Here is a 21474-nt window from a genome sequence, read left to right on the forward strand (position 1 = left end):
GTGGGAGAACCTCGGTTGAATTCCAGGATGGCGCGACACTGCGGCCGGCCCCCGGAACCGTCAAGCGGCGAGGAAATCCGCGATCGCCTCGCCCAGTTCGCGGTGCGTGACGGCGTTCATGTGATTGCCCGGAATTTCGACGAACTGGCCGTGCGGCAGCAGCGCCGCGATATCGTGCGCTGATCCGTTGTCGTAATCTTGGGCGCCCGAGACGATGAGCACCGGCTGCGCGATCGCCGCCACCGTCTCGCGCGGGGTATCGACAAAGGTCTGGAGGATTAGCAGCAGCGCCTCCGGATCGCCCTTGGTGGTCTTGAGGAACGCCTCGGTCAGCCATTCGGAGCTGCCGCGCTCGAAGCTGCCGAGATTAGTCAGCACCCGGTGGAAATAGGTCCCTCGCCCCTCGGTCTTGACCAGCCCGTCGAGCCCCATGCCGGACAGGACCACGCGCCGCGGGTTCGCGCCGTTCGCCAGCATGCGCACCACCGTGCGCGCGCCCAGCGAATAGCCGCCCAGGTCATAGTCGGTCAGCCCCAAATGCTCGATCAGCGCGAACCCGTCGCGCATCAGCACATCGGGCGAATAGGCGGCGGGGTCGTGCGGCTTGTCGCTCAGCCCATGCGCGCGCAGATCGGGCATGATCACCCGGAAGCCCCTGGCCGCGATCTTCGCGGCATGGCCGTATTTGATCCAGTTCACCTCGGCGTTCGAGAAATAGCCGTGGATCAGCACTACCGGCCGACCCGCACCCATTTCGGTCCAGGCCAGCTCGACTCCGTCGAAGCTTTTGAAGCGGTGCGTTTCAGGCGGGGAGCTTGCCAACTTTTTCCATCCAACGACGAACCACGCTCGGGTTCTCGTCGGTCCGTGTCGCGGGCAGGTGGCTGGTGTCAAGCCAGTCGCGATGCCAGCTCTCGCACCCGCTATGCTCGGTCGGCTTGAAACGCCACGGATCGTCGAAGCTTCCCACCGTCAGATCCATGCGGTCATGGTCATGGGCCTCATAGGTGAGCGGGGTGCCGCACGAGGCGCAAAAGCCCCGTTCCGCGATCGGCGAGGAGGCATAGCGGTCCGGCTGGCGCTCCCAGCGGACCACTTCTTTCGGGACGTTCTTGAACGCGATTGAGACGCCGCCGGTCGCGCGTTGGCACATCCGGCAATGGCACAGATAGGCGTCGTCGTCCTCGATCGTCGCCGTGTAGCGGACCCGCCCGCATTGGCAGCCGCCGGTCATTTTCTCGGCCATGTTTGCCTCCTTGTAATTGCTGCGTCGCACAAAATAACTGCGTAGTAAGTTGAAATTAATAAGCACTGTTATTATATGCACCGTATGACCGAGTCTCTGGGGTTCCTCCTAAGCGATGTCTCGCGCCTGATGCGCCGCCGTTTCGACGAGCGCGCGCGCAGCAGCGGCGCGAGCGTAACGCAGTGGCGCGTGCTCAAGATCCTCGAACGCAAGCCGGGCCTCAATCAGGGCCAGATCGCCGAATTGCTCGAAGTCGAGCCGATCACCTCGTGCCGAATGATCGACCGGCTTGAGGAAGCGAACTTCGTCGAACGGCGTCGCGATCCGGCCGATCGCCGCGCCTGGCGCATTCATCTGACCGACAATGCCCAGCCGGTGCTCGAAGAACTGCACGAGATCGCCGGCGAGATGATCGAAGGCGCACTCGAGGGGTTGAGCCAGGCGGAGCGCGACGCGCTGATCGCGGCGCTCAACGTCATCCGATCCAATCTCATCCAGACACCGGAAAACAAACCGGAAAACAAGGGGGCCGCAAATGGCTGACGCCGATCCCAAGATCCAGAAAGCGCCCGAAGAAGCGGTCACTATCGCTCCTGGGGAGCAGCCCACCGTCGCGGAAGCTCCCGCGCCGCGCGCGAAGCGCAACTGGCTGCGCCCGTTGCTGATGTTCGGCGTGCCGCTGATCATCGTCGGCGTCGCCGCCTTTTTCTGGCTGACTTCGGGCAAGAGTGTCTCGACCGACAACGCTTATGTCCAACAGGACAAGGTGTCGGTCTCGACCGATGTCGGCGGCCGTATCGTCGCGGTTACGGTCAGGGAGAACCAGCCGGTGAAGGCGGGCGACCTGCTTTTCCGCATCGATCCCGAGCCCTATCGCATCGCCGTGGGCCAAGCCAATGCGGCGATCGCTGCCGCGCAGGTCGATCTCCAGACCGACCAGGTGACCTATCAGGGCAAGGGCGCCGATATCCAGGCCGCACAGGACCGCATCCTGCAGGCTCAGCAGGATTATGACCGCCAGGCGGCGCTGATGAAGCAGGGCTTCACCACCCGCGCCAATTTCCAAGCGACCGAACACGCGCTGGAGCAGGCCCGCGCCCAGCTTCAGAACGCCCAGGCCAGCGCCAACGAGGCGCGCGCCAAGCTCGCCACCGGCCAGGCCGTCCCCGGCGAGAACCCGGCGATCGCCGCCGCCCGCGTCCAGCTCGCCAAGGCGCAGCTCGATCTGTCGCGTACCGACGTGCGCGCGCCGATCAGCGGCATCGTCAGCCAGACCAAGAGCCTGCAGGTCGGCCAACAGATGATCACCGGCCTCCCTGCCGTGACGATCGTCTCGGACAAGCCAGCCTGGATCGACGCGAACTTCAAGGAAACCGATCTCAACAGGATGCGCGTTGGCCAGTGCGCGATCGTGACGTTCGACGCCTATCCGGGCCTGCGCCTGAAGGCGCATGTCGAATCGATCGGCGCGGGCACCGGCTCCGAATTCTCGATGCTGCCGGCGCAGAACGCCAACGGCAACTGGGTCAAGGTCACGCAGCGCGTTCCCGTGCGCATCGCGATCAATGGCAAGAGCCCGCGCGAAATGATCGCCGGCCTCTCGGCCGACGTGAAGGTCATCTTCCAGGGAACCTGCAACTGATATGGCGACGGCAGCCCCCGGCCGCGCCAGCGGGGCGGGCAAGGCATCCCCAGTGCCTGCCCGCCCCGAACCAGGCGGTGCCGCCCTTCCGGTGAAATATCGCGGCCTCCTCACGCTCGGCGTGATGATGGCCACGATCATGCAGATCCTCGACACGACGATCGCCAACGTCGCGATCCCGCACATGCAGGCATCGCTCGGCGCGACCCGCGATACGATCAACTGGGTGCTGACCAGCTACATCGTCGCCTCGGCCATCGCCATTCCGATCACCGGCTGGCTGTCGGACCGGATCGGCTCACGCAATCTCTTCCTGATCGCCACCGTGGGCTTCGTCATCGCCTCGGCGATGTGCGGCGCCGCGATGACGCTCGAGGAAATGGTCGCGTTCCGCATCCTGCAGGGCATCACCGCCGCGTTCCTCAATCCGCTCAGCCAGACAGTGATGCTCGACATCAACAAGCCCCAGGACCAGGGCCGGGCGATGTCGATCTGGGGCATGGGCATCATGGTCGGCCCGATCATGGGCCCGCTGATCGGCGGCTATCTCACCGACAACTTCAACTGGCGCTGGGTCTTCTACGTCAACCTGCCGGTGGGCGTGGTCTGCTTCGCGATCCTGTGGTGGCTGCTGCCGTCACGCCCGATCCGCAAACGGCAGTTCGACATAATGGGCTTCAGCCTGCTGTCGATCGGCATCGCCTCGCTCCAACTGATGCTCGATCGCGGCCAGGATCAGGACTGGTTCTCGTCGATCGAGATCTGGATCGAGATGCTGGTCGCGGTGATCGCACTGTGGATGTTCGCGGTACATTTGTTCACGGCGAAGAACCCGATGTTCGAGCGCGAGCTGTGGAAGCACCGCAACTTGGTCACCGGCATCTTCTTCATGCTGGTGATCGGCCTGGTGATGATGGCGACCATGGCGCTGCTGCCTCCGATGCTCCAGAATCTCTACGGCTATTCGGTGTTCCAGACCGGCATGATGCTGATGCCGCGTGGCTTCGGCGTGGTGCTGACCATGTTCGCCGGGGCACAGCTGATCCAGCGCGGCTGGCTCGACCCGCGCTGGTCGGTCGGCGTCGGCCTGTTGATTGCCGCCTTCTCGCTCTGGGAGATGTCGGGATGGACGCTGGAGATGGGCTCCACGCCATTCATCATCTCGGGCTTCGTCCAGGGCCTCGGCCTCGGCCTGGTCTTCATGCCGCTCAACGGCCTGGCCTTTTCGGGCTTGCCACCGCATTTCCGCACCGAGGGATCGAGCCTGCTCAACCTGACGCGCAACGTCGGCGCGTCAGTAGGCATCTCCGCGGTCAGCGCCATCCTCGCCCAGGGCATCCAGCGGAGCCATCAATATCTCGGCGAGCATGTCACCGCGAGCACGATGAACGGCCTAGGCGCGATCGCGCAGCAGCTTGGCGCATCGGGCGCGATGGTCACCGGAATGGTCGATGCCGAGGTGAACAGGCAGGCGGCGATGATCGCTTATCTCAACGACTTCTGGCTGATGGCGATCGTGACCGCTGTCAGCGTGCCGCTGGTCCTGCTGCTTCAGAAGCCAAAGGCGCCGGTGGAAAACGATCCGGCAGCGGCGGGGCACTAGGCCTCGCCCGGAGCAGCGGCTGCCATTTCACATAGGCCAGGCTGCGCCACAGCCATTCGAACGGTCCGCTGGCGAAACGCCGCATCCAGACATGCGCGAACAGCACGAGCAGCACGATCCCCATCGTCGAGATCGCCGCCATCTGCGCCCAACCATAGCGTCCCCACAGGTTGAACCCGAACGGCGCGAACAGGATATATTTCCCCACAAACTGCTGGAGAAAATAGAGCGAGAAGGCCATCCGCCCGGGCGCCTTGAACACCGAGAGCAGTGCGTTGCCGGGCCGCGTCTGCACGGCCCAGTTCACCAGTGCGAGATGCCCCAGCCCCACCGCCAGCCGCGCGAACTCGCCGGTCACCCAGCTCGTCCGCGGCATCAGCGTAAAGCTGATCGTCTCCGAAACCCCGATCGCGCGCGCGGTGACGCCAAAGCCATAGGCCGCCAGCATCAGCACCAGGTAAAAACGCTTGCTCCGCTCCCCCTGGATCACGCCCCATTTCCACAGCGCGACGCCGATCAGCATCGTGCAGAACGCCTCGATCACGTCCCACACCAACCATTCGTTCGCCAGGAATGCCCAATAGCCCCACGCCTCGCGCGCATAGAAGACGAAGCCGCCCTGATGCGCCTTGATCTCCCGCGCGATCCGCGCGTTGAGCTCAGGATCGGGCTTGTGGGCCGCGACCAGCTTGTCCCATTCCGCCAGCGCCTTGCCGTCCGCCGGCGTCAGCGCCTGCCCGGCGCGCTGGTGCGCATGCGCGACGTCGACCTGCTGCACCAATTCGGCGCGATCCACATATTGGCGCAGGCCATGCTCGGGAATGCCTATTGCGCAAAGCACCGCCCAGCCCAGCCCCAGCGTCAGCAGTACGCGCGGCGTCAGCGTCCGGAACGGGAAGAGGAACAAGGCCGCCAGCGCATAGATATGCAGGATGTCGCCGGGCCATAACAGCACGAACACGTCGAACAGCCCGAACCCCAGCAGCCACAGGTTGCGCCGCCAATAAAGGTCGGCGATCGCGACCGGCCCGTCGGGCGTCATCGCCTTGCGCGCCAGCACCATCATCCCCGCGCCAAACAGCAATTCAAGCAGGCAGCGCTGCGTGCCCGCCAGGAAAATGTTGATCAACGCCCAGGCGTTCTGGTCCGCCGCGCTCCAGCCGAGCGAGCGGATGTCGGCCGAGAATTGCCAGACCGGCGCGGCCATATAAGGCACGTTGATGTAGAAGATGCCGAGGATCGCGAGCCCGCGCAGGATATCGAGCACGTCGATGCGCGCCGTGCCCCGAACGGGCGCGAGGGAAACCGCCAATGGCTCAGCCATGCTGCACTCAAATCGAACCAGCCCGCATCCTAGCCGAGTGTTGGTCAATTCCGCGTAAAGACCAATGGCGTCGCCAGGTGAAAACCGTGGGATTGTGGGGAGTCAGGCAGGAGGCAATCTCTGCCTAACCCATATGAGGCGAGCCCACATATTTGTCCTGGGCCAGCGCCAGCATCGCCACACGCCGCCAGCCGCGCGCGACGCTGACATAATCCTCGCGCTGAACCGGAATGGAGCAGGTCAACCCATAGGCTTCCATCGCGTCGGCCCTTGCCAGGCATTCGCGATATGTAAGCATCTGCCGCTCCTACCTGCTCGCGCGTTCTTCGATCGAAGCGAAAGGACGAAGCGTAACGATACGGCCCTTGCCCGAATTTAGGAAAGCTCCGCCATGGTCAATGGCATCGAATAGGGCCTCGTTCTGAGTTTTGCACCAAGCTCCTACCAATAATTTCGTCGTCCACCTAAATTGTGCCATAAAAATACCTCCCATATTATTTAAGCGGGAGCACATATATCTGACCCTAAGGCTTCACATATTCAGTATTCTACTAACGCTATTGTACCAGCACCCTCATAACGTAAAGGTTCCACTATCGTCGCCTCCGGTAAACCCCCGTCTGAGCGTGGGGCTCTTGCTCCTCACGGCGGTGATAACCCGGAGATCGCCTAGCCCAGCAATATCCGGGCGAACTGGTCCACCGGTGCGCTTTCCGCAAATTGCGGCACGTCGTCGGGGATCGCGATCCACGCCTGTTTGCGCTTCACCCAGATATGCGCACGCGGCACGAGCCTGTCGCTCTCGTCGAGCGTGCCAGCGCGCACGACCGCCAGCCCCGGTCGGGCGCTGTTGGTATTGTAGACGCGGGAATGGCAGATGCCGCAGATGAACTGCCGCGATGTTGAACCACTGGGATTGGTGAAGGCATATTCCACCGGCTGCCCCTCCACCGCGATCGCATCCACTGCAATCACCGCCTGCTCGGCGAAGGCGCTTCCCGACCAGGTCTGGCAGTCGAGGCAATGGCAGCAATAGACCGGCGGCAGCGCATCGACCGCCAGCGTGTAGCGGACGGCGCCGCAACGGCAGCCGCCCGCGATCACGTTACGCCGCCTTCTTCAGGTGCCGCCGACCGAGCAGCTCGGCGATCTGGACTGCGTTCAGCGCCGCGCCCTTGCGCAGATTGTCGCTCACGCACCACAGCGACAGCCCGCTCTCGACGGTCGGATCCTCGCGCACTCGGCTGATGAACGTCGCATATTCGCCGACGCACTCGATCGGAGTGATGTAGCCGCCATCTTCATGCTTATCGATCAGCATCACGCCCGGCGCCTCGCGCAGGATCGTCTTGGCCCTGGCGGCGCTGATCTCGTCCTCGAACTCGATGTTGATCGCCTCGGAATGGCCGACGAACACCGGCACGCGCACGCAGGTCGCGGTCACCTTAATGTTCGGATCGAGGATCTTCTTGGTCTCGACCACCATCTTCCACTCTTCCTTGGTCGATCCGTCGTCCAGGAAGCTGTCGATGTGCGGGATCACGTTGAACGCGATCTGCTTGGTGAACTTGCTCGCAACCGCGGGATCGCCGACGAAGATGTTGCGGCTCTGCTCGAACAGCTCGTCCATGCCGGCCTTGCCCGCGCCGGAGACCGACTGATAGGTCGCCACCACAACGCGCTTGATCCGCGCAGCATCGTGCAGCGGCTTGAGCGCCACCACCATCTGCGCGGTCGAGCAGTTCGGGTTCGCAATGATGTTGCGCTTGCGATAGCCGTCGATCGCCTCGGGGTTTACCTCGGGCACGATCAGCGGCACGTCCGGATCCATGCGGTAGAGCGACGCATTGTCGATCACCGTGCAGCCGGCTGCGGCGAACTTGGGCGCGTATTTCGCGCTCCCCTCGGATCCGATCGCGAACAAGGCCATGTCCCAGCCGGTCGGATCAAAATGTTCGATGTTCTGGACCTTGTACTGCTTCCCGGTCTCGCCGAAGTCGACAATATCGCCCGTCGAGCGCGACGAGGCGAGCACCGCCAGTTCGTCGATCGGGAATTCCCGCTCGGCCAGGATGTTCAGCATTTCACGCCCGACATTGCCGGTGGCGCCAGCGACCACGACACGGTAGCCCATCACATACTCCAGGTTGAAGACAGGTGCCGCTACGCTTCCAGGCGTCTTGGCGCAAGCAAGCCGTGCTTTGCGTGGCCCAAGGCTCCACTTTGGTCGGATTCCTCCAAGACCCGCCACTCCGATTTGAGTAAGATCGGCGGACAGGCTTGGGGGAGCGAACGATGCGGCGCGTGATGGTGATCGTCCTGATGGGGCTCGCGCTGGGCAGCTGCGCGTGGCGCGGCGCGCTCAAGATGGATTGCGCGGACTTTGCCAGTCGCGTCCATCCGCTCCAGCGTACCGTGCTGGAATGGCAGATCCGCGGCGAGGATCCCGAAGACTTTCCGCGCGCCGATATCGAGCTCGCCCGCCGCCTCGCCGCGCCCGACATCGCGAAGCTGGAGCAGGATGACGCGTTCCTGCGTGCCGCCCCCACCCCGCCGCGCCCGATCCTGCTGCTCTCGGGCGGGGGCCAATGGGGGGCGTTCGGCGTTGGCCTGATGACCGAGCTGGTCAAGAACCACCAATTCCCCAATTTCTCGGTAGTCACCGGAGTGAGCACTGGTGCGCTCCAGGCGCTGTTCGTCGGCGCCGGACTCGACCGCGACGATGCCGAGGGCGAGGCGATCCGCCAGGCGCTGGTCGCCGCCTATTCGCCGCAAAAGGAAAGCGACGTGGTCGATCGCGAGTCGATCCAGGCGCTGGCGGCGATCAACGGCGCCATGGCCAATCTCAAGCCGCTCAAGCGTCGCTTCGAGGAACGGATCTGCCCCAAGATCTACGACCCCAAATCGATCGCCGGCCAGAACGGCGCGTGTCTCATCGCGCGCCTGCGCGATCCCAAGGGCCGCAAGGTATTGCTCGGCTCGATCGAAGCGCAGTCGGGCGAGTTCGGCTATGTCGATGTCCAGGAGCTGCTCCAACCCTATGGCGACACCGACGAGGATCTGGCCAAGGCGACGCAGTGCCTCGCCGGCGCGGCAATCGCCTCGGCGGCGGTGCCGGTCTTCTACCAGCAGGTCCGCGTCGACGGGCGGACCTATTATGACGGCGGCGTGCGCCAATCGGTGTTCCTCGCATCGGTCGCGCAGGCCCAACAGATGGCCGCTGAGATGGTCGCCGAGCGTCGCCGCGTGCTGCTCGAAGAGCGCGGGAGCACGTCTGCGGGGGAGACCACGACGCCGTTCGATCCGCCCTCGATCTACGTGATCCGCAACGGCCCGACCGTGCTCGAGCCCGACGACTATTCGGTCGCTGGTTTTGAAACGCCCCGCATCGATCGGAAAGCGGACGCGCTCCATGCGGCGCAACGCGGAGAGGCGATCATGGTCAACCAGCTCGAGGTGAGCTCGATCGCGGCGCTGCGCCTCGCCCAGCCGGGCGGGAGCATCTATTTCGTCAGCGCCGACGGTTGGAAAAACTATACGCCGATCACTGGTGGCGAGACCTGCGGGAAGATCAAGCCACGCTATCCCAATGCGATGTTCATCCCCGAATTCATGCAGTGCATCATGGACCAGGGCCGCAACCGCAATCGCGGCACCCTCCCCTGGACCGAGCTCTGCAAATACGACGGGACCGAGACGCGAACCTTCTGCCTGAAGGCCCCGGTGGGCGTGCCGACGCGCCCTACGCCATCTGCGCCGCCGCCACCCGCGACTTGAGGAAGGGCTGCCAGCGGACATAGGCGAGGCTCCGCCAGGCCCATTCGAGGGGTCCGCTGGTGAAGGCCCGCACCCATAGATTGGCGAGCAGCAATTGCCCCGCGATCACCATCAGCGCCGTGCCGTGCATGTCGCTCCAGCTCTGCCGCGTCCAGAAGTTCAGCCCCCAGGGCGCGTAGAGGATCCACAGGCCGATGATCTGCTGGAGGAAATAGAGCGAGAACGCCGTCCGCCCCGCCGCCTTGAACGGCGCCAGCACTGCGCGGCCCGGGCGAGATTTCACTGCCAGGTTGATCAGCGCGACATGCCCAATCGACATGGCGATCCGGGCGAACTCCAGGCTGAACCAGCCGGTTCTGGCGATCGGAACCAGTGTCGTCATTTCCTGCGCCGCGATCGCACGCAGCCCGATCGCGGGCACATAGCAGAGCAGCATCAACGCTAGATAGAAGCCGGCGCTTCGCTGTCCCTGGATCACGCCCCATTTCCACAGCGAGATGCCGATCAGCATCATGCAAAAGGCTTCGGCGACGTTGAACAGCAGCGAGCCGCTTACAAAGCCGATCCACGCCGTGATGTTCATCCGCGCATAGTCGATCAGGCCGCCGCTATGGCCCTTCCTCTCCAGCTCGGTGTATTTTTTCATCTCTTCGCCGCCGGTGGTCCGCCTGACGACGAGCTTGCGCCACTCCTCCAGCGTTTTCTTGTCCGCCGGCGAAAGCGCGGCATGCGATACCTGTTTCTCCTGCACGGCATGGACCCGCCCGATCAGCTCGACGCGTTCCTGATATTGCAGCCCGCCGGTCACCGCGATGAACAGCGCGTAGAGCATGCCCAGCCCGAGCAGCAGGTTCGGCCCTAGCTTGCGGAACGGGAACAGCAGCAGCGCCGCGAGGCCATAGATGTGGAGGATGTCGCCCGGCCATAGGAGCACGAACACGTCGAACAGTCCGAACAGGATCAGCCACAGGTTGCGCCGCCAGTAGAGGTCGGCGACGGCTACCGGCCCGTCCGGCTGCATCGCCTTGGCCGCCAGCACCATCATCCCAGCACCGAACAGCAATTCGAGCAGGCCGCGCTGCGTGCCCTCCAGCGCGATCTGGACCGCGTACCAACTCAACTGATCAAGCGGCGACCAGCCGAGCGAAGGGATGTTGAGGAACAGCTTGGCGATCGGTGCCGCCATGAAGGGGATATTCATGAAGAATATCCCCAGGATCGCGATACCCCGCAGGATATCGAGCACCTCGATCCGAGCCTTGCCCGTCACCGGGGCGATCGTTGCTGCTTCCCCCACCACCGCTCCCCTCAAACCAATGCGGTCATGAAGCTACGCGGGGCGGGGAAAACGGTCGAGCCGCTATTTCTTCTCGGCAAGGCGCCGGTCGAGAAAGCCCAGGATCGTGCCCCATAGATGCTCGCTGATCCCCGACCCGCCCACTTTGTGCGTATTGCCGGGATAGAGCATCATCTCGAACGGCACTTCGGCCTTCTGCAGCGTCGCCGCCATCGCGGTGGTATGCTCCAGCACGACATTATCGTCGGCCATGCCGTGGACGATCAATAGCGGATCGGCGATCCTGGCGGCATTGGCGATGTTGTCGGACTTCCTGTACGCCTCGGGCACCTTGGTCGGGTCGCCCATGTAGCGCTCGGTATAATGGGTGTCGTAGAGTTCCCACTTGGTCACCGGCGCGCCCGCCACGCCCGCCGCGAACACGCCCGGCGCAGCTTCGAGCATCTTCAGCGTCATGTATCCGCCGTACGACCAGCCATAGATCGCGATCTTGTCCGGATCGACGAAGCTCAGGCTCTTCAGATATTTGGCGCCGGCGAGCTGGTCGGCGACTTCCACAGACCCCATCGCGTGCCAGATCGCGTCCTCGAATTCCTTGCCGCGATTGGCCGATCCGCGATTGTCGATCTGGAACCAGATATAGCCGCGGTCGACCAGATATTGCTGGAGCGTCCCGCCCCAAGCACGGCTGACCGTCTGCGAATGCGGGCCGCCATAATGCTGGAAGAACACGGGATAACGCTTGCCCGGCTCGAGCTTGGGCGTGATCATTTCCCAGTGCAGTACGGTGCCGTCATCGGCCTTGACCGTGCCGAAGGTCCGCTCGCGGTGGCTGGCGAGATAGGGGTTGTAGGGATGGTCCGACGCGGTGACCGCGTTCTCGCTTACCCAGGCGAGCCGCTTGCCCGTGGCGTCTGCCAGATAGACCTGGGTAGGCTGATCGGTGTTCGAGCGCGTCACGATCGCCCGCGTCGCCGCTTCGTCCATCGTCGCGCTGTTCCACCATCCGGCCTCGGTCAGCCGCGTCACGGCGCCGGGCTTGGTGTAGTCGACCGAATAGAGCTGGCGCTCGAGTATGTCGTCCTTGTTGCCCAGGAAGAAGACGCGGTGCTTCGCCTCGTCGACATAGGTGGCGTCGATCGCGACCTCCCACGGCCCCTTGGTCAGCTGGGTCCATTTGCCCGCCTTCCAGCGATAGAGATGGCCGTGACCGTCGCGCTCCGACCACCAGATCAGGCTGCCGTCGGAAAGTGGCTCGAAGCCTTTGGACAGATTCACCCAGCTACGCGGCTCGGACTTCTCGGTGAAGAGGATGCTGGACTTGCCCGTCGCCGGATCGACCTTGAGCATGTCGAGCACGGTCTGGTCGCGGTTCTGCCGCTGGACGTAGAGCGTATTGCCGTCCTTCGACCAGTCGACGCGCGCCACATAGATGTCGGTTTCCTTGCCGAGATCGACCTTCACCTTGTTCGCGCCCGCTGGATCCATGACGTAGAGCTCGACCAGCGCATTGGGCGTGCCCGCCTTGGGATAGCGCTGCTGGTAGATATTGGTGCCCTCAGCCCCGATCGCGGCACGCGTGACCACGCCCACCGGCGCCTCGTCGAACCGCTCGACCGCGACATAATGATCGCCTGGCGACCACCAATAGCCGCTGAACCGGTCCATTTCCTCTTGTGCGACGAACTCGGCTTCGCCCCAGTGCACGGTATCCTTGCCGTCCTGGGTGATCGGCGCCGCCTTGCCCGTCGCCAGGTTCATCACCACCAGGTTCTGGTCCTGGACATAGCTGGCATAGCCGCCCGCCTTGCTGATCGCTGCGTTGAGCTTGGGCCCGGCCGCCGCCGGCAGCTTCACGGCCTTGCCGTCCAGAGTCGCACGGTAGAGATCGCCCTCCAGCGGCACCAGGATCGATTGGCTGTCGGGCGCCCAGTCATAGGAGACGATACCCTTGCTCCCGCCGATCCGCGCGCGCTCGCGCTGCATCTTCTCGGCCTCGGAAAGCTCTGCGCCCGATCCGACCTTCTTCGAGTCTACCAGCATCCGCCATTCGCCGCTGGTCGTGTCCATCGCCCAAAGGTCGAACCGCTCTTTCTCGTCAGGGCGCCCGCGCAGCAGCGTCAGCCACTTGCCGTCGGGCGAAAGCTTCATCGCGCGCGGGGCGGCCCCGGCCAGATCGGGGCTGGCGAAGACGCGGTCGAGCGTCAGGCGCTGGGTCTGGGCGCTGGCGTCAGTTGCCACGGCAAGAGTTCCACTCGTGGCCAAAGCCAATCCCAACAGCCATGTGCGCATCCAACACTCCAAACGGCCATCCATCCGCGGAGGCCGGCGGCGTTATTGCGACTGCCGGCGGCAGCGTAAAGGGCGAAACCGGACCGCGCGGCTCGTACGGCGCGATTAAAGATGCGCTAAGTCATTGAACTAATGATCAGCCTGCGTTAAGCATGTTACTGGGCCGCAACAAGATTCACGCAGCGAAGCGCTGGAGCGCTTTTCCGTGAATTATCTGATGGTTGCTGAAGGTTTCAACAGTAGAATCGTGGTCACCGCGTCCCGTAATCTAGGTTAAGAGCGATATTTTCGGCGCACATTGTTTTGTGGGCGACAGCGCACACAATAACCGTTTGTTAACCAATCTTGTGCAATTGTTAACCATATAGCCGAAGAAACAAAATGACGGGGGCGCGCACGATCAGAAGGAGTGCAAGCGTTCCATGTCGTCCCAAGATCGCCTGGTATTTGAGGAAGGGCTGCATATTACGCCCTTTACCAGCGTCTTGGCTGCGAGCTGGCCGATACTGGTGACCTTGACTCCGGAGAGTGTCGGTCTCGGCAGCAATGAGGAAGCGACGCTCGAGTTCCTGCGGATCGTGCAGGCGCTAAGCGACACGGGCCTGCTCAGCTACGAGGCATTGCTGATTGGATCGGACGGACCGATCCTTATCGACGCCACGCTCACGGCGCGTGGCCGGGCGGCGTTCAGCGAATAGTCCGGCTCATACGAAGCGACACGCCTTCCGCGACCAGATCCGCCAGACGGTGCAGCGTTTCCACATCCCGCACGTCGAAAGCCTGTTGACCCCTGCTCACCACCGCGAGCGTCCCGATCCGCTCTCGGCCTGCTCTGATCGGGACACTGGCCTGGCTCGCAAAGCCCAGTTTCAGTGCCGCCACCGGATCGGCGATACGCGCCAACCCGCTGGCATCGTCTGGCGCCGTTGAAATACCGAGGCCGGAAAGGTCTTCCGAGGGATTGCCCAGATCGACAATTCCCGCGTCGCCCTTCAGCAGGAAGCGCGCGAGCTCGGCAATACGGTCGAATGCGCCATCGTCTAGAAAGCCGACAGCCTCAAACGCGCCCAGATTAGGGTGCCCGCTTGACAACAATGTCCCCCCAACTAGCCCCAACATGGCTACCATCATCCTCTACAAACCCGTGACGGTTTGTAGATGGGCGCACTATCCCGATGCAATTAAGGACAATTACCGCCCACACTGCAACCGTAATGATATGTTGGAGCCATTCAAATTGGGGCGTCACCGCTGCTCCGATCTTGCGCCCTTGGCCTGCATCCGAAGCAATAACGCGCAAACTCCACATTAACGGATGAAGATCCATAATGGAGCATGCTTCGCCTCACCATATGCGCCGCCGCCGGTCTGGCCGCAGGTTCCCCCGCTTGGGCCCAGCACGAACTTCGCAACGGTGGCAAGCTGGTCCTCACCAACGGCATCTCAACGATCGAGGGCGCCTCGGGCGGCGGCCTCACGCCCTGGGCGGTGATCGCCGGCAACGAGACCAAGGACGGTATCGGCATTCAAGCCGCAGCGACCGCGGCCGAAGTCGAAAGCTACGATTTCCGCAGCTTCAGCGTCGCGATCGGAATCAAGGACCGTATCGAATTCAGCTATGCCCGCCAGAATTTCAACACCAACGAAATCGGCGGCGCGCTTGGCCTGGGCAACAACTATGCCTTTGATCAGGACATCTATGGCGCCAAGGTCAAGCTGTTCGGCGACCTGGTCTATGGTCCCGAGATGCTCCCCGCGGTCGCAATCGGCGTCGAGTACAAGAAGAGCCTCGATGCCCCGGTCGTGAAGGCAGTGGGCGCGCGCCACTCGGAAGGCGCCGATTATTATGTCTCCGCCTCGAAACTGTTCCTTCGCCACTCAATCCTGGTCAACCTGACCGGAAGACTGACCAAGGCCAACCAGCTCGGCCTGCTCGGCTTTGGCGGCCGGGACGACAAATATCGCGTGCAGATCGAAGGATCGGCAGCGATCCAGCTTTCGCGCCGCCTCGCTCTCGGTGCCGAATTCCGTTCCAAGCCCGACAATCTCGCCATCGCCCGCGAGGACGACTGGTTCGACCTATTCGGTGCCTATGCGTTGGGTCGCCACCTCACCCTTACCGCCGCCTATGCCGATCTCGGCTCGATCGCCACGGTCAAAGGGCAGCGCGGCGCTCTGTTTCAGATCCAGGCGGGGTTCTAAGGACATGTCGATGAAATCCCTGCTTCTCGCGGCCGCCCTGTTGGTGCCCGGCACGGCTCTCGCCCAGTCCCAGCCCTATGCGATGCCGGGCGAGGACAAGGTCGATCCCTATACGCCCAGCAATCACAATGCCGGCGCCAAGCCGTTCGCGGGCGATGGCATGGCGAAGGCGTTTCACGGTCAAGACGGCATCCGTCGAATCGTCGAGACTTTTGTGGAAAGCAATTATGCCGACCCCGTGATCGGCGAGATCTTCATGGGCCACGACAAGGTCCGGCTGAAGCGCACGCTGTTCGAGCAGTTCTGCTATATCCTCAACGCCGGCTGCAACTATACTGGACGTGACTTGCCGTCGTCGCACAAGAATCTCGGCACACAGCAAGCCGACATGAACAAGCTTGTCGAAAATCTCCAGGCGGCAATGCGCAAGGAGCGCGTGGGCTTTCACGCCCAAAATCGGTTCCTCGCCAAGCTGGCGCCGATGCACAAGGATGTCGTCGACCGCTAGTCCGCCATCGCCACGGCGCGGGAGACGAGAATGAAGCGCGCGCCCGTCCCGCTCCGCGCCGCCCTGTCGTCCGGATTGTAGAGCGCGCATTTCTTGAGGCTCAGGCAGCCGCAGCCGATACAGCCGTCGAGATCTTCGAGCATCCGCTGGAGCTGCGCCACCCGCGTCTCGATCACCTCGCGAAAGCCGGCGCTGATCCGCTTCCAGTCTGCGGCGCTGGGCGTCCGTCCCTCGGGCAGCTTGCCGAGTTCCGTTGCGATCTGGGGCAACGTGAAGCCCAATTGCTGCGCGATCAGCGCGAAGGACAGCCGGCGAATGTCCGACCGCAGGAAGCGCCGCTGGTTGCCCTGCGTGCGGTGCGGCTGCACCAGTCCCTTCGCCTCGTAGAAGCGCACCGCGGAGACCGACAGCCCGGTCCGAGCCGCCAGTTCGCCGATCGTCAGAAGCTCGTTTCCCCGATGCATTCCCGCACCTCGATTTCTCGCTTGACCTCAACCTAGGTTGAGGTTGTAGCTGCTCTTGGCATGGCCTCCAACAAGGAAAGGAACTCCATGCCTGCCCCCTATATCGAGCACGTCAATCTCACCGTCAGCGATCCCGAGCGGATGGCGGCACTGCTCGGCAAATTGTTCGACTGGCATGTCCGCTGGGAAGGCCCGGCGCGTGACAATGGCCGCACCATTCATGTCGGCGACGATCGCACCTATCTTGCGGTCTATGCCCCTCCCCAGGCGCCCGATGCCGAAATCTTCGGCAAGGGCCGCCCGCTCAACCATGTCGGGATCCTTGTCGACGACCTCGACGAGATCGAGCGCCGCGTCGTCGCGGCGGGCCTCGTGCCCTTCGCGCACGGCGATTACGATCCCGGCCGCCGCTTCTATTTCCTCGATCACGACGGCACCGAGTTCGAGATCGTCAGCTATTCATGAGGCTTTGGCAAAGCTTTGCTAACCATCTTTTACTCGCAACCCCGGGGCCGCAAGCGCAGTTTTCCTCTCCAAGCCATTGGTGAGGAGAACGCGCATGTCCATCAATACCGACATCTCGAAGCTCGACGACCTGATCGTCACCACGATCGACAGCATTCGTGGCTATGAGCATTCGGCCGACCATGCCGATGCCGGCCGCTATGCTCATTTTTTCCGCTCGATGGCCGGCGAACGCCGCAACGTTGTCGCCCGCCTGCAATCGGCCAGCCGGACGCTGGGCGGTACGCCGGCGGAATATGGCTCGACCGCCGCAGCCCTCCATCGTCGCTGGGAGGACCTGCGCCGCGTGCTGGGCGGCGGCGACGAGGCATTGGTCAAGGAAATCGAGCGCGGCGAGGACTATCTGGTGGAAGAGTTCGAGCGTGCGCTGGGCGACGACAATATCTCGTCTCCCACCCGCGCGCTTATCGAGGAATGCTTTGAATCGGTGCGCCATGGCCATGACCGTGCCAGCGCCCTTAAACACCAGTTCGAAGCTACCCATTGAGCCATTCGCGGGCCGCGCGCGCATCCCAGCCGCGGTCCGCCTATTCGGCCTGCCCCCATTTCGTCGCACGATTTTCCGATTCGTCGCACCTGCGATTGAGCGAGCGCCGCTGCTGCGCTAGCGGTAACCGACCGCGACATTCCGACTGTCGGTCTCGCGCTCTGGTATCATGCTGGTCTGCGAGATCCGGCGCCTATGGGATGGTTGAAGATGCCGCTTCGCGAAGGGGTTGCCGCGCTACAGAACTCCATCGTGAGCGAATTGCAGCGCAACTGGCCGGCCCTGGTGACACTCACGCCCGATCTGTTGGGCCTGGAATATCCCGGCGAGACGACCCTCGATTTCCTCGAAGCCATTCGCGATCTTACTGATTCAGGCATGGTCACCTGTGAGGCGATCATCATCAGCAGCAATGACGGTCCGCGGATGGTCGATGCCGCGCTCACCGCACGCGGCCGCGCCATGTTCGAGCCGAAGGGCCGCGCGGCGGCCTGACCCCCGAAAACGACAAAGGGCGCGGACACCGGTGTGTCCACGCCCTTTTACGTGTCTCGATACGCCGGAGCTTATTCGGCGGCTGCGGTCTCGGTCGAACGCACGTCGCGGCGCTCGGCGATACGGGCCGACTTGCCGGTGCGGCCACGCAGATAATAGAGCTTCGCACGACGCACGACACCGCGGCGGACGACCTCGATCGAATCGATGTTCGGCGAATAGAGCGGGAAGACGCGCTCGACGCCCTCACCGAACGAAATCTTCCGCACGGTGAAGTTGGAGCCCATGCCCTTGTTCGAACGCGCAATGCACACGCCTTCGTAGTTCTGCACGCGGGTACGCTCGCCTTCGACGACCTTCACGCCGACCTTCAGCGTGTCGCCGGGGCGGAATTCCGGAATCTTCTTGCTCGCCGCGAACTTGGCGATCTGCTCGGCTTCGAGCGTCTGGATGACGTTCATGTCATTCGTCCTTGTTTCGTCGCCGCGCGCCAGAGGGAGACTTGACCCGAGCGCCCTCGTGGCGCTCCCAAAGGTCCGGCCTCCTTAGCCGTGTATCGGTCTCGGCCATCGACTTTCGCCAGGCCGCGATCCTCGCATGATCCCCCGATCGCAGCACTTCGGGGATCGTGCGCCCTTCCCATTCAGCAGGTCGGGTATATTGCGGATATTCGAGAAGCCCCGTTTCGAAGCTCTCGTCCAAGCCGCTGGAAGGCGCGCCCATTACTCCGGGAATGAGCCGAATGCAAGCGTCGAGCAAGGTCAGCGCCGCCATCTCCCCGCCGGAGAGGATGTAATCGCCGATCGAGACCTGTTCGATTGCGCGCGCCTCGAACAACCGCTCGTCGATCCCCTCAAACCGGCCGCACAGGATCGTCACGCCAGGCCCGTCCGTCAGCGCCCGCACGCGCTCCTGCGTGAGCGGGCTCCCGCGCGGCGTCATCGCCAGCACCGGCCGTCCCGGCGCGACGCTGTCGAGCGCGGCGGCGAGCACATCAGCGCGCATCACCATCCCCGCCCCGCCCCCAGCCGGCGTGTCGTCGACCGAGCGATGCTTGTCGGTCGCGAAGTCGCGGATCTGCACAGCCTCAAGGCTCCACAGCCCCTCGCGCATCGCCCGTCCGGCCAGCGAAATACCGAGCGGCCCGGGAAACATCTCGGGGTAGAGCGTCAGGATTGTCGCGGTGAAAGCCATGCGCGCGTTTCGCGCCCGCGCATCTTTTTGGCAAGCGCTCAGCCGTGGGCGGCCCCGCTCTCCAGATGCGCCTTCATGCTTGCCAGCCCCTGCGCCATCGCCGCCGAAACGCGATCGGCAAGCGAATCCGGCAAAAGGTCGGCGGTCCAGACCACCCTGGCGCCGTCCGGTGCTTCCGTGATTTGCAGCACGCCGTTGTGATGCTCGAGCGCCTTGATCGCCCACACCAGGCGGCGACGCGCGTCGTCAATGGACACGATCGTCTCGTCGGCCACCATGCCATTGGCGAAGGTGACCCGGCGTACGGGCGCCCCTTCGACGGCCAGCATCTCGGTGGCGGTGACGAAGCCAGGGACCAGCCGGTCGTGCAGGCGGTCGACTTCACGCGCGGCGTCCCACGCGGTGCCGGGGTCGACGGCGATGAAGATCTCGTGATGAAGCGATGCCATGAATCCAACTCCGCTGGAATGTCGCGAGGCAGGAATAGCGCCGGCCCGCGATAGAGGCTGGCAGGAATCGGACATGGTCATCGCCATCGAGCGATAAGGAGGCGGACAGCGCTTATGATGCCGCCGATGACGCCGATGACGCCGTTGATCGACCCAGAGGCCGAACTCGATTTCGCGACCTGCGAGCGGGCGCGATTTGCGCGCGACCCGGCGTTCGATGGCGTGTTCTTCATCGCCGTCAAATCGACCGGCATCTATTGCCGCCCCGTCTGTCCGGCACGCCAGCCGCTGACCCGCAACGTCCGCTACTTCCCGAGCGCAGCTGCAGCGGAGGCGGCGGGATTTCGGCCCTGTCTCCGCTGCCGGCCCGAAACGGCGCCGCACTCGCCTGCGTGGAACGGCACGCGGGCGACCGTGGACCGTGCGCTTCGGCTCATCGAGCAAGGCGCACTCGACGAGGCCGGTGTCGAAGCTCTCGCCAGCCGGCTCGGACTGGGCGCGCGCCATCTAACGCGGCTGTTCCGGCGCTATCTCGACACCACACCTCTCGCCGCGGCGCGCACCGCGCGGATCCAGCGCGCCAAGCGGCTCATCGACACGACCAATCTCGGCATGACTGAAATCGCGCTGGCAGCGGGTTTCGGGAGCGTCCGATCCTTCAACGCCGCCTTCCAGCAGGTCTATCGGAGCCCGCCAGGGGGCCTCAAACGCCGCGGCATGCGTTAGGGCGCCCATGGACGACTGCATCATCGTCGGCGCAGGGCCGGCAGGCCTCACCGCCGCTATCTATCTCGCGCGCTTCCATTTGAGCATCCGCCTGTTCGATAGCGGCAACAGTCGCGCCGCGATGATCCCCTGCACGCGCAACCATGCCGGCTATCCCGACGGCATTTCCGGCAAGGAACTGCTGGCGCTGATGCTGGCCCAGGCCGAAAAATACGGTGCGGTCCGCGAACTGGCCGAGGTCTCGGCGCTAAGGACGATCGACGGCGGCTTCGGCGTAAGGGTCGGCGAGCGAGAATTTGGCGCGCGATCGGTGCTCCTCGCCACCGGCGTGGTCAACCACCGGCCCGACATGCCCGCCGAGCTGCACGACGAAGCGCTGGCCCGCGGCCTGCTCCGCTATTGCCCGATCTGCGACGCCTATGAAGTCACCGACCGCCGCATCGGCGTGATCGGCACCGACGAGCACGGTGCGCGCGAGGCGCTGTTCCTGCGCGGCTATAGCCCCGATGTGACCCTGATCGCCCCGGACGGCGCGCACGAGATCGACGAAGAATATTCCGAGAAACTCGAGGTCGCGGCGATTCGACGCGTCGATGGTCCGAGCGGCGGCTATGCCATCGAAGGCGACAGGATCACGCTCGACACCGCGCAGGGCCGGCTCGCCTTCGATACGGTCTATCCCGCTTTGGGCTCGCGCATCCGCTCGCGCCTGGCGGTCGCCGCCGGTGCCCGCGCCGCGGGGGATGGCTGTCTCGAGGTCGATGCCCATCAGCGGACCTCGATCCCCGGCCTGTTCGCCGCGGGCGACGTCGTGAAGGGCCTCGACCAGATCAGCCACGCGATGGGCGAAGGCGGGGTCGCGGCCACCACGATCCGCAACATGCTCGACGAACAGCGGCCGATCCGGCGCTAGTCGAAAAGCCCGCTGCCAAGTTGACACGGTTGACACCTGCTATGTCGAAAAACCTTCCTCCACGCGAGCGGGTCCCGATCCGGCTGAGTCGTGGCCGCGCGCGGTAGCCGGATACCCTAAAGTCACAAACGTCAGGAGTTTCTCGCGCGGGAGCGTGCGCGCGCCCGCGGGCGCGCGAGGACTGCGATGATATTCAGAATGAGAAAGAGCAATGCCGTGGATTTCATGCGAAGTCCTACATTGCAAGGCGGCCCGTTCGTCACCCCGGCCTCGTGCCGGGTCCACGCTTCCCGAACCGAGCCGCCAGAAACTCGCTGGGCTCGCCCAGAT

Annotated in this window: 25 protein-coding genes; 12 read left to right on the forward strand and 13 right to left on the reverse strand. The window is 63.9% G+C overall.

The genetic code is table 11. The annotated features are described in order from the left end of the window. Positions 1-60: 60 nt before the first annotated feature. Positions 61-822 carry an alpha/beta fold hydrolase gene (locus tag IAG41_RS06600; protein ID WP_187727709.1) on the reverse strand — a complete coding sequence of 254 codons (762 nt, stop codon included), beginning with the start codon at positions 820-822 and terminating at the stop codon, positions 61-63. After that, positions 803-1246 carry a GFA family protein gene (locus IAG41_RS06605; protein ID WP_187727710.1) on the reverse strand — a complete coding sequence of 148 codons (444 nt, stop codon included), beginning with the start codon at positions 1244-1246 and terminating at the stop codon, positions 803-805. The genes IAG41_RS06600 and IAG41_RS06605 overlap by 20 nt, the downstream gene beginning before the upstream one ends. Positions 1247-1330: 84 nt before the next feature. On the opposite strand from IAG41_RS06605, the gene IAG41_RS06610 reads away from it, so the two are divergent. Genes IAG41_RS06610 through IAG41_RS06620 form a run of 3 tightly spaced genes read left to right on the forward strand, consistent with a single transcriptional unit; the run spans position 1331 to position 4491 of the window. Then, positions 1331-1789, forward strand: a complete 459-nt coding sequence (locus tag IAG41_RS06610; protein WP_187727711.1) for a MarR family winged helix-turn-helix transcriptional regulator — start codon at positions 1331-1333, stop codon at positions 1787-1789. Continuing rightward, positions 1782-2888: an HlyD family secretion protein gene (locus IAG41_RS06615; protein WP_187727712.1), complete on the forward strand. Its 1107-nt coding sequence runs from the start codon at positions 1782-1784 to the stop codon at positions 2886-2888. Before IAG41_RS06610 ends, IAG41_RS06615 begins: the two co-directional genes overlap by 8 nt. 1 nt (position 2889) lies before the next feature. Next, entirely contained in the window at positions 2890-4491 is a 1602-nt protein-coding gene (locus IAG41_RS06620) for a DHA2 family efflux MFS transporter permease subunit (protein WP_187727713.1), read from the forward strand. On the opposite strand, the gene IAG41_RS06625 is transcribed toward IAG41_RS06620, so the two are convergent. From IAG41_RS06625 to IAG41_RS06640, 4 genes are all read right to left on the reverse strand, one after another. Further along, positions 4415-5815 (reverse strand): DUF418 domain-containing protein, encoded by a 1401-nt coding sequence (locus IAG41_RS06625; RefSeq protein WP_187727714.1) that lies wholly within the window; start codon positions 5813-5815, stop codon positions 4415-4417. The genes IAG41_RS06620 and IAG41_RS06625 overlap by 77 nt on opposite strands. A gap of 124 nt (positions 5816-5939) precedes the next feature. Continuing rightward, complete coding sequence (locus IAG41_RS06630; RefSeq protein WP_187727715.1) at positions 5940-6113, reverse strand: hypothetical protein; 174 nt, start codon at positions 6111-6113, stop codon at positions 5940-5942. Positions 6114-6484: 371 nt separating this feature from the next. Beyond that, positions 6485-6919 (reverse strand): GFA family protein, encoded by a 435-nt coding sequence (locus IAG41_RS06635; protein ID WP_187727716.1) that lies wholly within the window; start codon positions 6917-6919, stop codon positions 6485-6487. Between the two features lies 1 nt (position 6920). Continuing rightward, entirely contained in the window at positions 6921-7949 is a 1029-nt protein-coding gene (locus IAG41_RS06640) for an aspartate-semialdehyde dehydrogenase (protein WP_187727717.1), read from the reverse strand. Between the two features lie 161 nt (positions 7950-8110). On the opposite strand from IAG41_RS06640, the gene IAG41_RS06645 reads away from it, so the two are divergent. Further along, positions 8111-9592 carry a patatin-like phospholipase family protein gene (locus IAG41_RS06645; RefSeq protein WP_187727718.1) on the forward strand — a complete coding sequence of 494 codons (1482 nt, stop codon included), beginning with the start codon at positions 8111-8113 and terminating at the stop codon, positions 9590-9592. Here the strand turns inward: IAG41_RS06645 and IAG41_RS23435 are convergent. Together IAG41_RS23435 and IAG41_RS06655 are read right to left on the reverse strand one after the other, a co-directional pair. Beyond that, complete coding sequence (locus tag IAG41_RS23435; protein WP_316251094.1) at positions 9558-10889, reverse strand: DUF418 domain-containing protein; 1332 nt, start codon at positions 10887-10889, stop codon at positions 9558-9560. The two genes, IAG41_RS06645 and IAG41_RS23435, sit on opposite strands and share 35 nt — an antisense overlap. A gap of 63 nt (positions 10890-10952) precedes the next feature. Then, a complete protein-coding gene (locus IAG41_RS06655) occupies positions 10953-13181 on the reverse strand; it encodes a S9 family peptidase (RefSeq protein WP_187727719.1) in 2229 nt (742 codons plus the stop codon). Positions 13182-13603: 422 nt separating this feature from the next. On the opposite strand from IAG41_RS06655, the gene IAG41_RS06660 reads away from it, so the two are divergent. Next, a complete protein-coding gene (locus IAG41_RS06660) occupies positions 13604-13879 on the forward strand; it encodes a hypothetical protein (protein WP_262408471.1) in 276 nt (91 codons plus the stop codon). Here IAG41_RS06660 and IAG41_RS06665 read toward each other — a convergent pair. Next, positions 13869-14273 carry a GAF domain-containing protein gene (locus IAG41_RS06665; RefSeq protein WP_187727720.1) on the reverse strand — a complete coding sequence of 135 codons (405 nt, stop codon included), beginning with the start codon at positions 14271-14273 and terminating at the stop codon, positions 13869-13871. The two genes, IAG41_RS06660 and IAG41_RS06665, sit on opposite strands and share 11 nt — an antisense overlap. A gap of 243 nt (positions 14274-14516) precedes the next feature. On the opposite strand from IAG41_RS06665, the gene IAG41_RS06670 reads away from it, so the two are divergent. Both IAG41_RS06670 and IAG41_RS06675 read left to right on the forward strand, forming a co-directional pair. Further along, positions 14517-15383, forward strand: coding sequence for a DUF3034 family protein (locus IAG41_RS06670; protein WP_187727721.1), 867 nt, complete (start codon positions 14517-14519; stop codon positions 15381-15383). Between the two features lie 10 nt (positions 15384-15393). Continuing rightward, positions 15394-15891 (forward strand): group 1 truncated hemoglobin, encoded by a 498-nt coding sequence (locus tag IAG41_RS06675; RefSeq protein WP_316251095.1) that lies wholly within the window; start codon positions 15394-15396, stop codon positions 15889-15891. Here the strand turns inward: IAG41_RS06675 and soxR are convergent. Continuing rightward, entirely contained in the window at positions 15888-16355 is a 468-nt protein-coding gene (gene soxR / locus IAG41_RS06680; RefSeq protein WP_187727723.1) for a redox-sensitive transcriptional activator SoxR, read from the reverse strand. The genes IAG41_RS06675 and soxR overlap by 4 nt on opposite strands. An 87-nt stretch (positions 16356-16442) precedes the next feature. Between soxR and IAG41_RS06685 the strand changes: the two genes are divergently transcribed. The 3 genes from IAG41_RS06685 to IAG41_RS06695 all read left to right on the forward strand — a co-directional run bounded on the left by IAG41_RS06685 (position 16443) and on the right by IAG41_RS06695 (position 17862). Beyond that, on the forward strand, positions 16443-16820 hold the full coding sequence (locus IAG41_RS06685; protein WP_187727724.1) for a VOC family protein: 378 nt from the start codon (positions 16443-16445) through the stop codon (positions 16818-16820). 94 nt (positions 16821-16914) lie between these two features. Further along, positions 16915-17367, forward strand: a complete 453-nt coding sequence (locus IAG41_RS06690; RefSeq protein WP_187727725.1) for a PA2169 family four-helix-bundle protein — start codon at positions 16915-16917, stop codon at positions 17365-17367. Between the two features lie 210 nt (positions 17368-17577). Then, positions 17578-17862, forward strand: coding sequence for a hypothetical protein (locus IAG41_RS06695; RefSeq protein ID WP_262408472.1), 285 nt, complete (start codon positions 17578-17580; stop codon positions 17860-17862). 71 nt (positions 17863-17933) lie between these two features. Here IAG41_RS06695 and rplS read toward each other — a convergent pair whose 3' ends face one another. Genes rplS through IAG41_RS06710 form a run of 3 tightly spaced genes read right to left on the reverse strand, consistent with a single transcriptional unit; the run spans position 17934 to position 19505 of the window. Further along, complete coding sequence (gene rplS / locus IAG41_RS06700; protein WP_187727727.1) at positions 17934-18323, reverse strand: 50S ribosomal protein L19; 390 nt, start codon at positions 18321-18323, stop codon at positions 17934-17936. 1 nt (position 18324) lies between these two features. Next, positions 18325-19056: a tRNA (guanosine(37)-N1)-methyltransferase TrmD gene (gene trmD, locus IAG41_RS06705; protein ID WP_187727728.1), complete on the reverse strand. Its 732-nt coding sequence runs from the start codon at positions 19054-19056 to the stop codon at positions 18325-18327. 38 nt (positions 19057-19094) lie between these two features. Then, positions 19095-19505 (reverse strand): SRPBCC family protein, encoded by a 411-nt coding sequence (locus IAG41_RS06710; protein WP_187727729.1) that lies wholly within the window; start codon positions 19503-19505, stop codon positions 19095-19097. A 114-nt stretch (positions 19506-19619) separates the two neighbouring features. Here IAG41_RS06710 and IAG41_RS06715 point away from each other — a divergent pair, with 114 nt between their 5' ends. Then, positions 19620-20231 carry a bifunctional transcriptional activator/DNA repair enzyme AdaA gene (locus tag IAG41_RS06715; RefSeq protein ID WP_262408473.1) on the forward strand — a complete coding sequence of 204 codons (612 nt, stop codon included), beginning with the start codon at positions 19620-19622 and terminating at the stop codon, positions 20229-20231. Positions 20232-20238: 7 nt separating this feature from the next. Then, positions 20239-21144: an NAD(P)/FAD-dependent oxidoreductase gene (locus IAG41_RS06720; protein ID WP_187727730.1), complete on the forward strand. Its 906-nt coding sequence runs from the start codon at positions 20239-20241 to the stop codon at positions 21142-21144. The last annotated feature ends 330 nt before the right edge of the window (positions 21145-21474 follow it).

Source organism: Sphingomonas sp. JC676 (assembly GCF_014489075.1).
In the GTDB taxonomy this organism is placed as follows: Bacteria; Pseudomonadota; Alphaproteobacteria; order Sphingomonadales; family Sphingomonadaceae; genus Sphingomonas.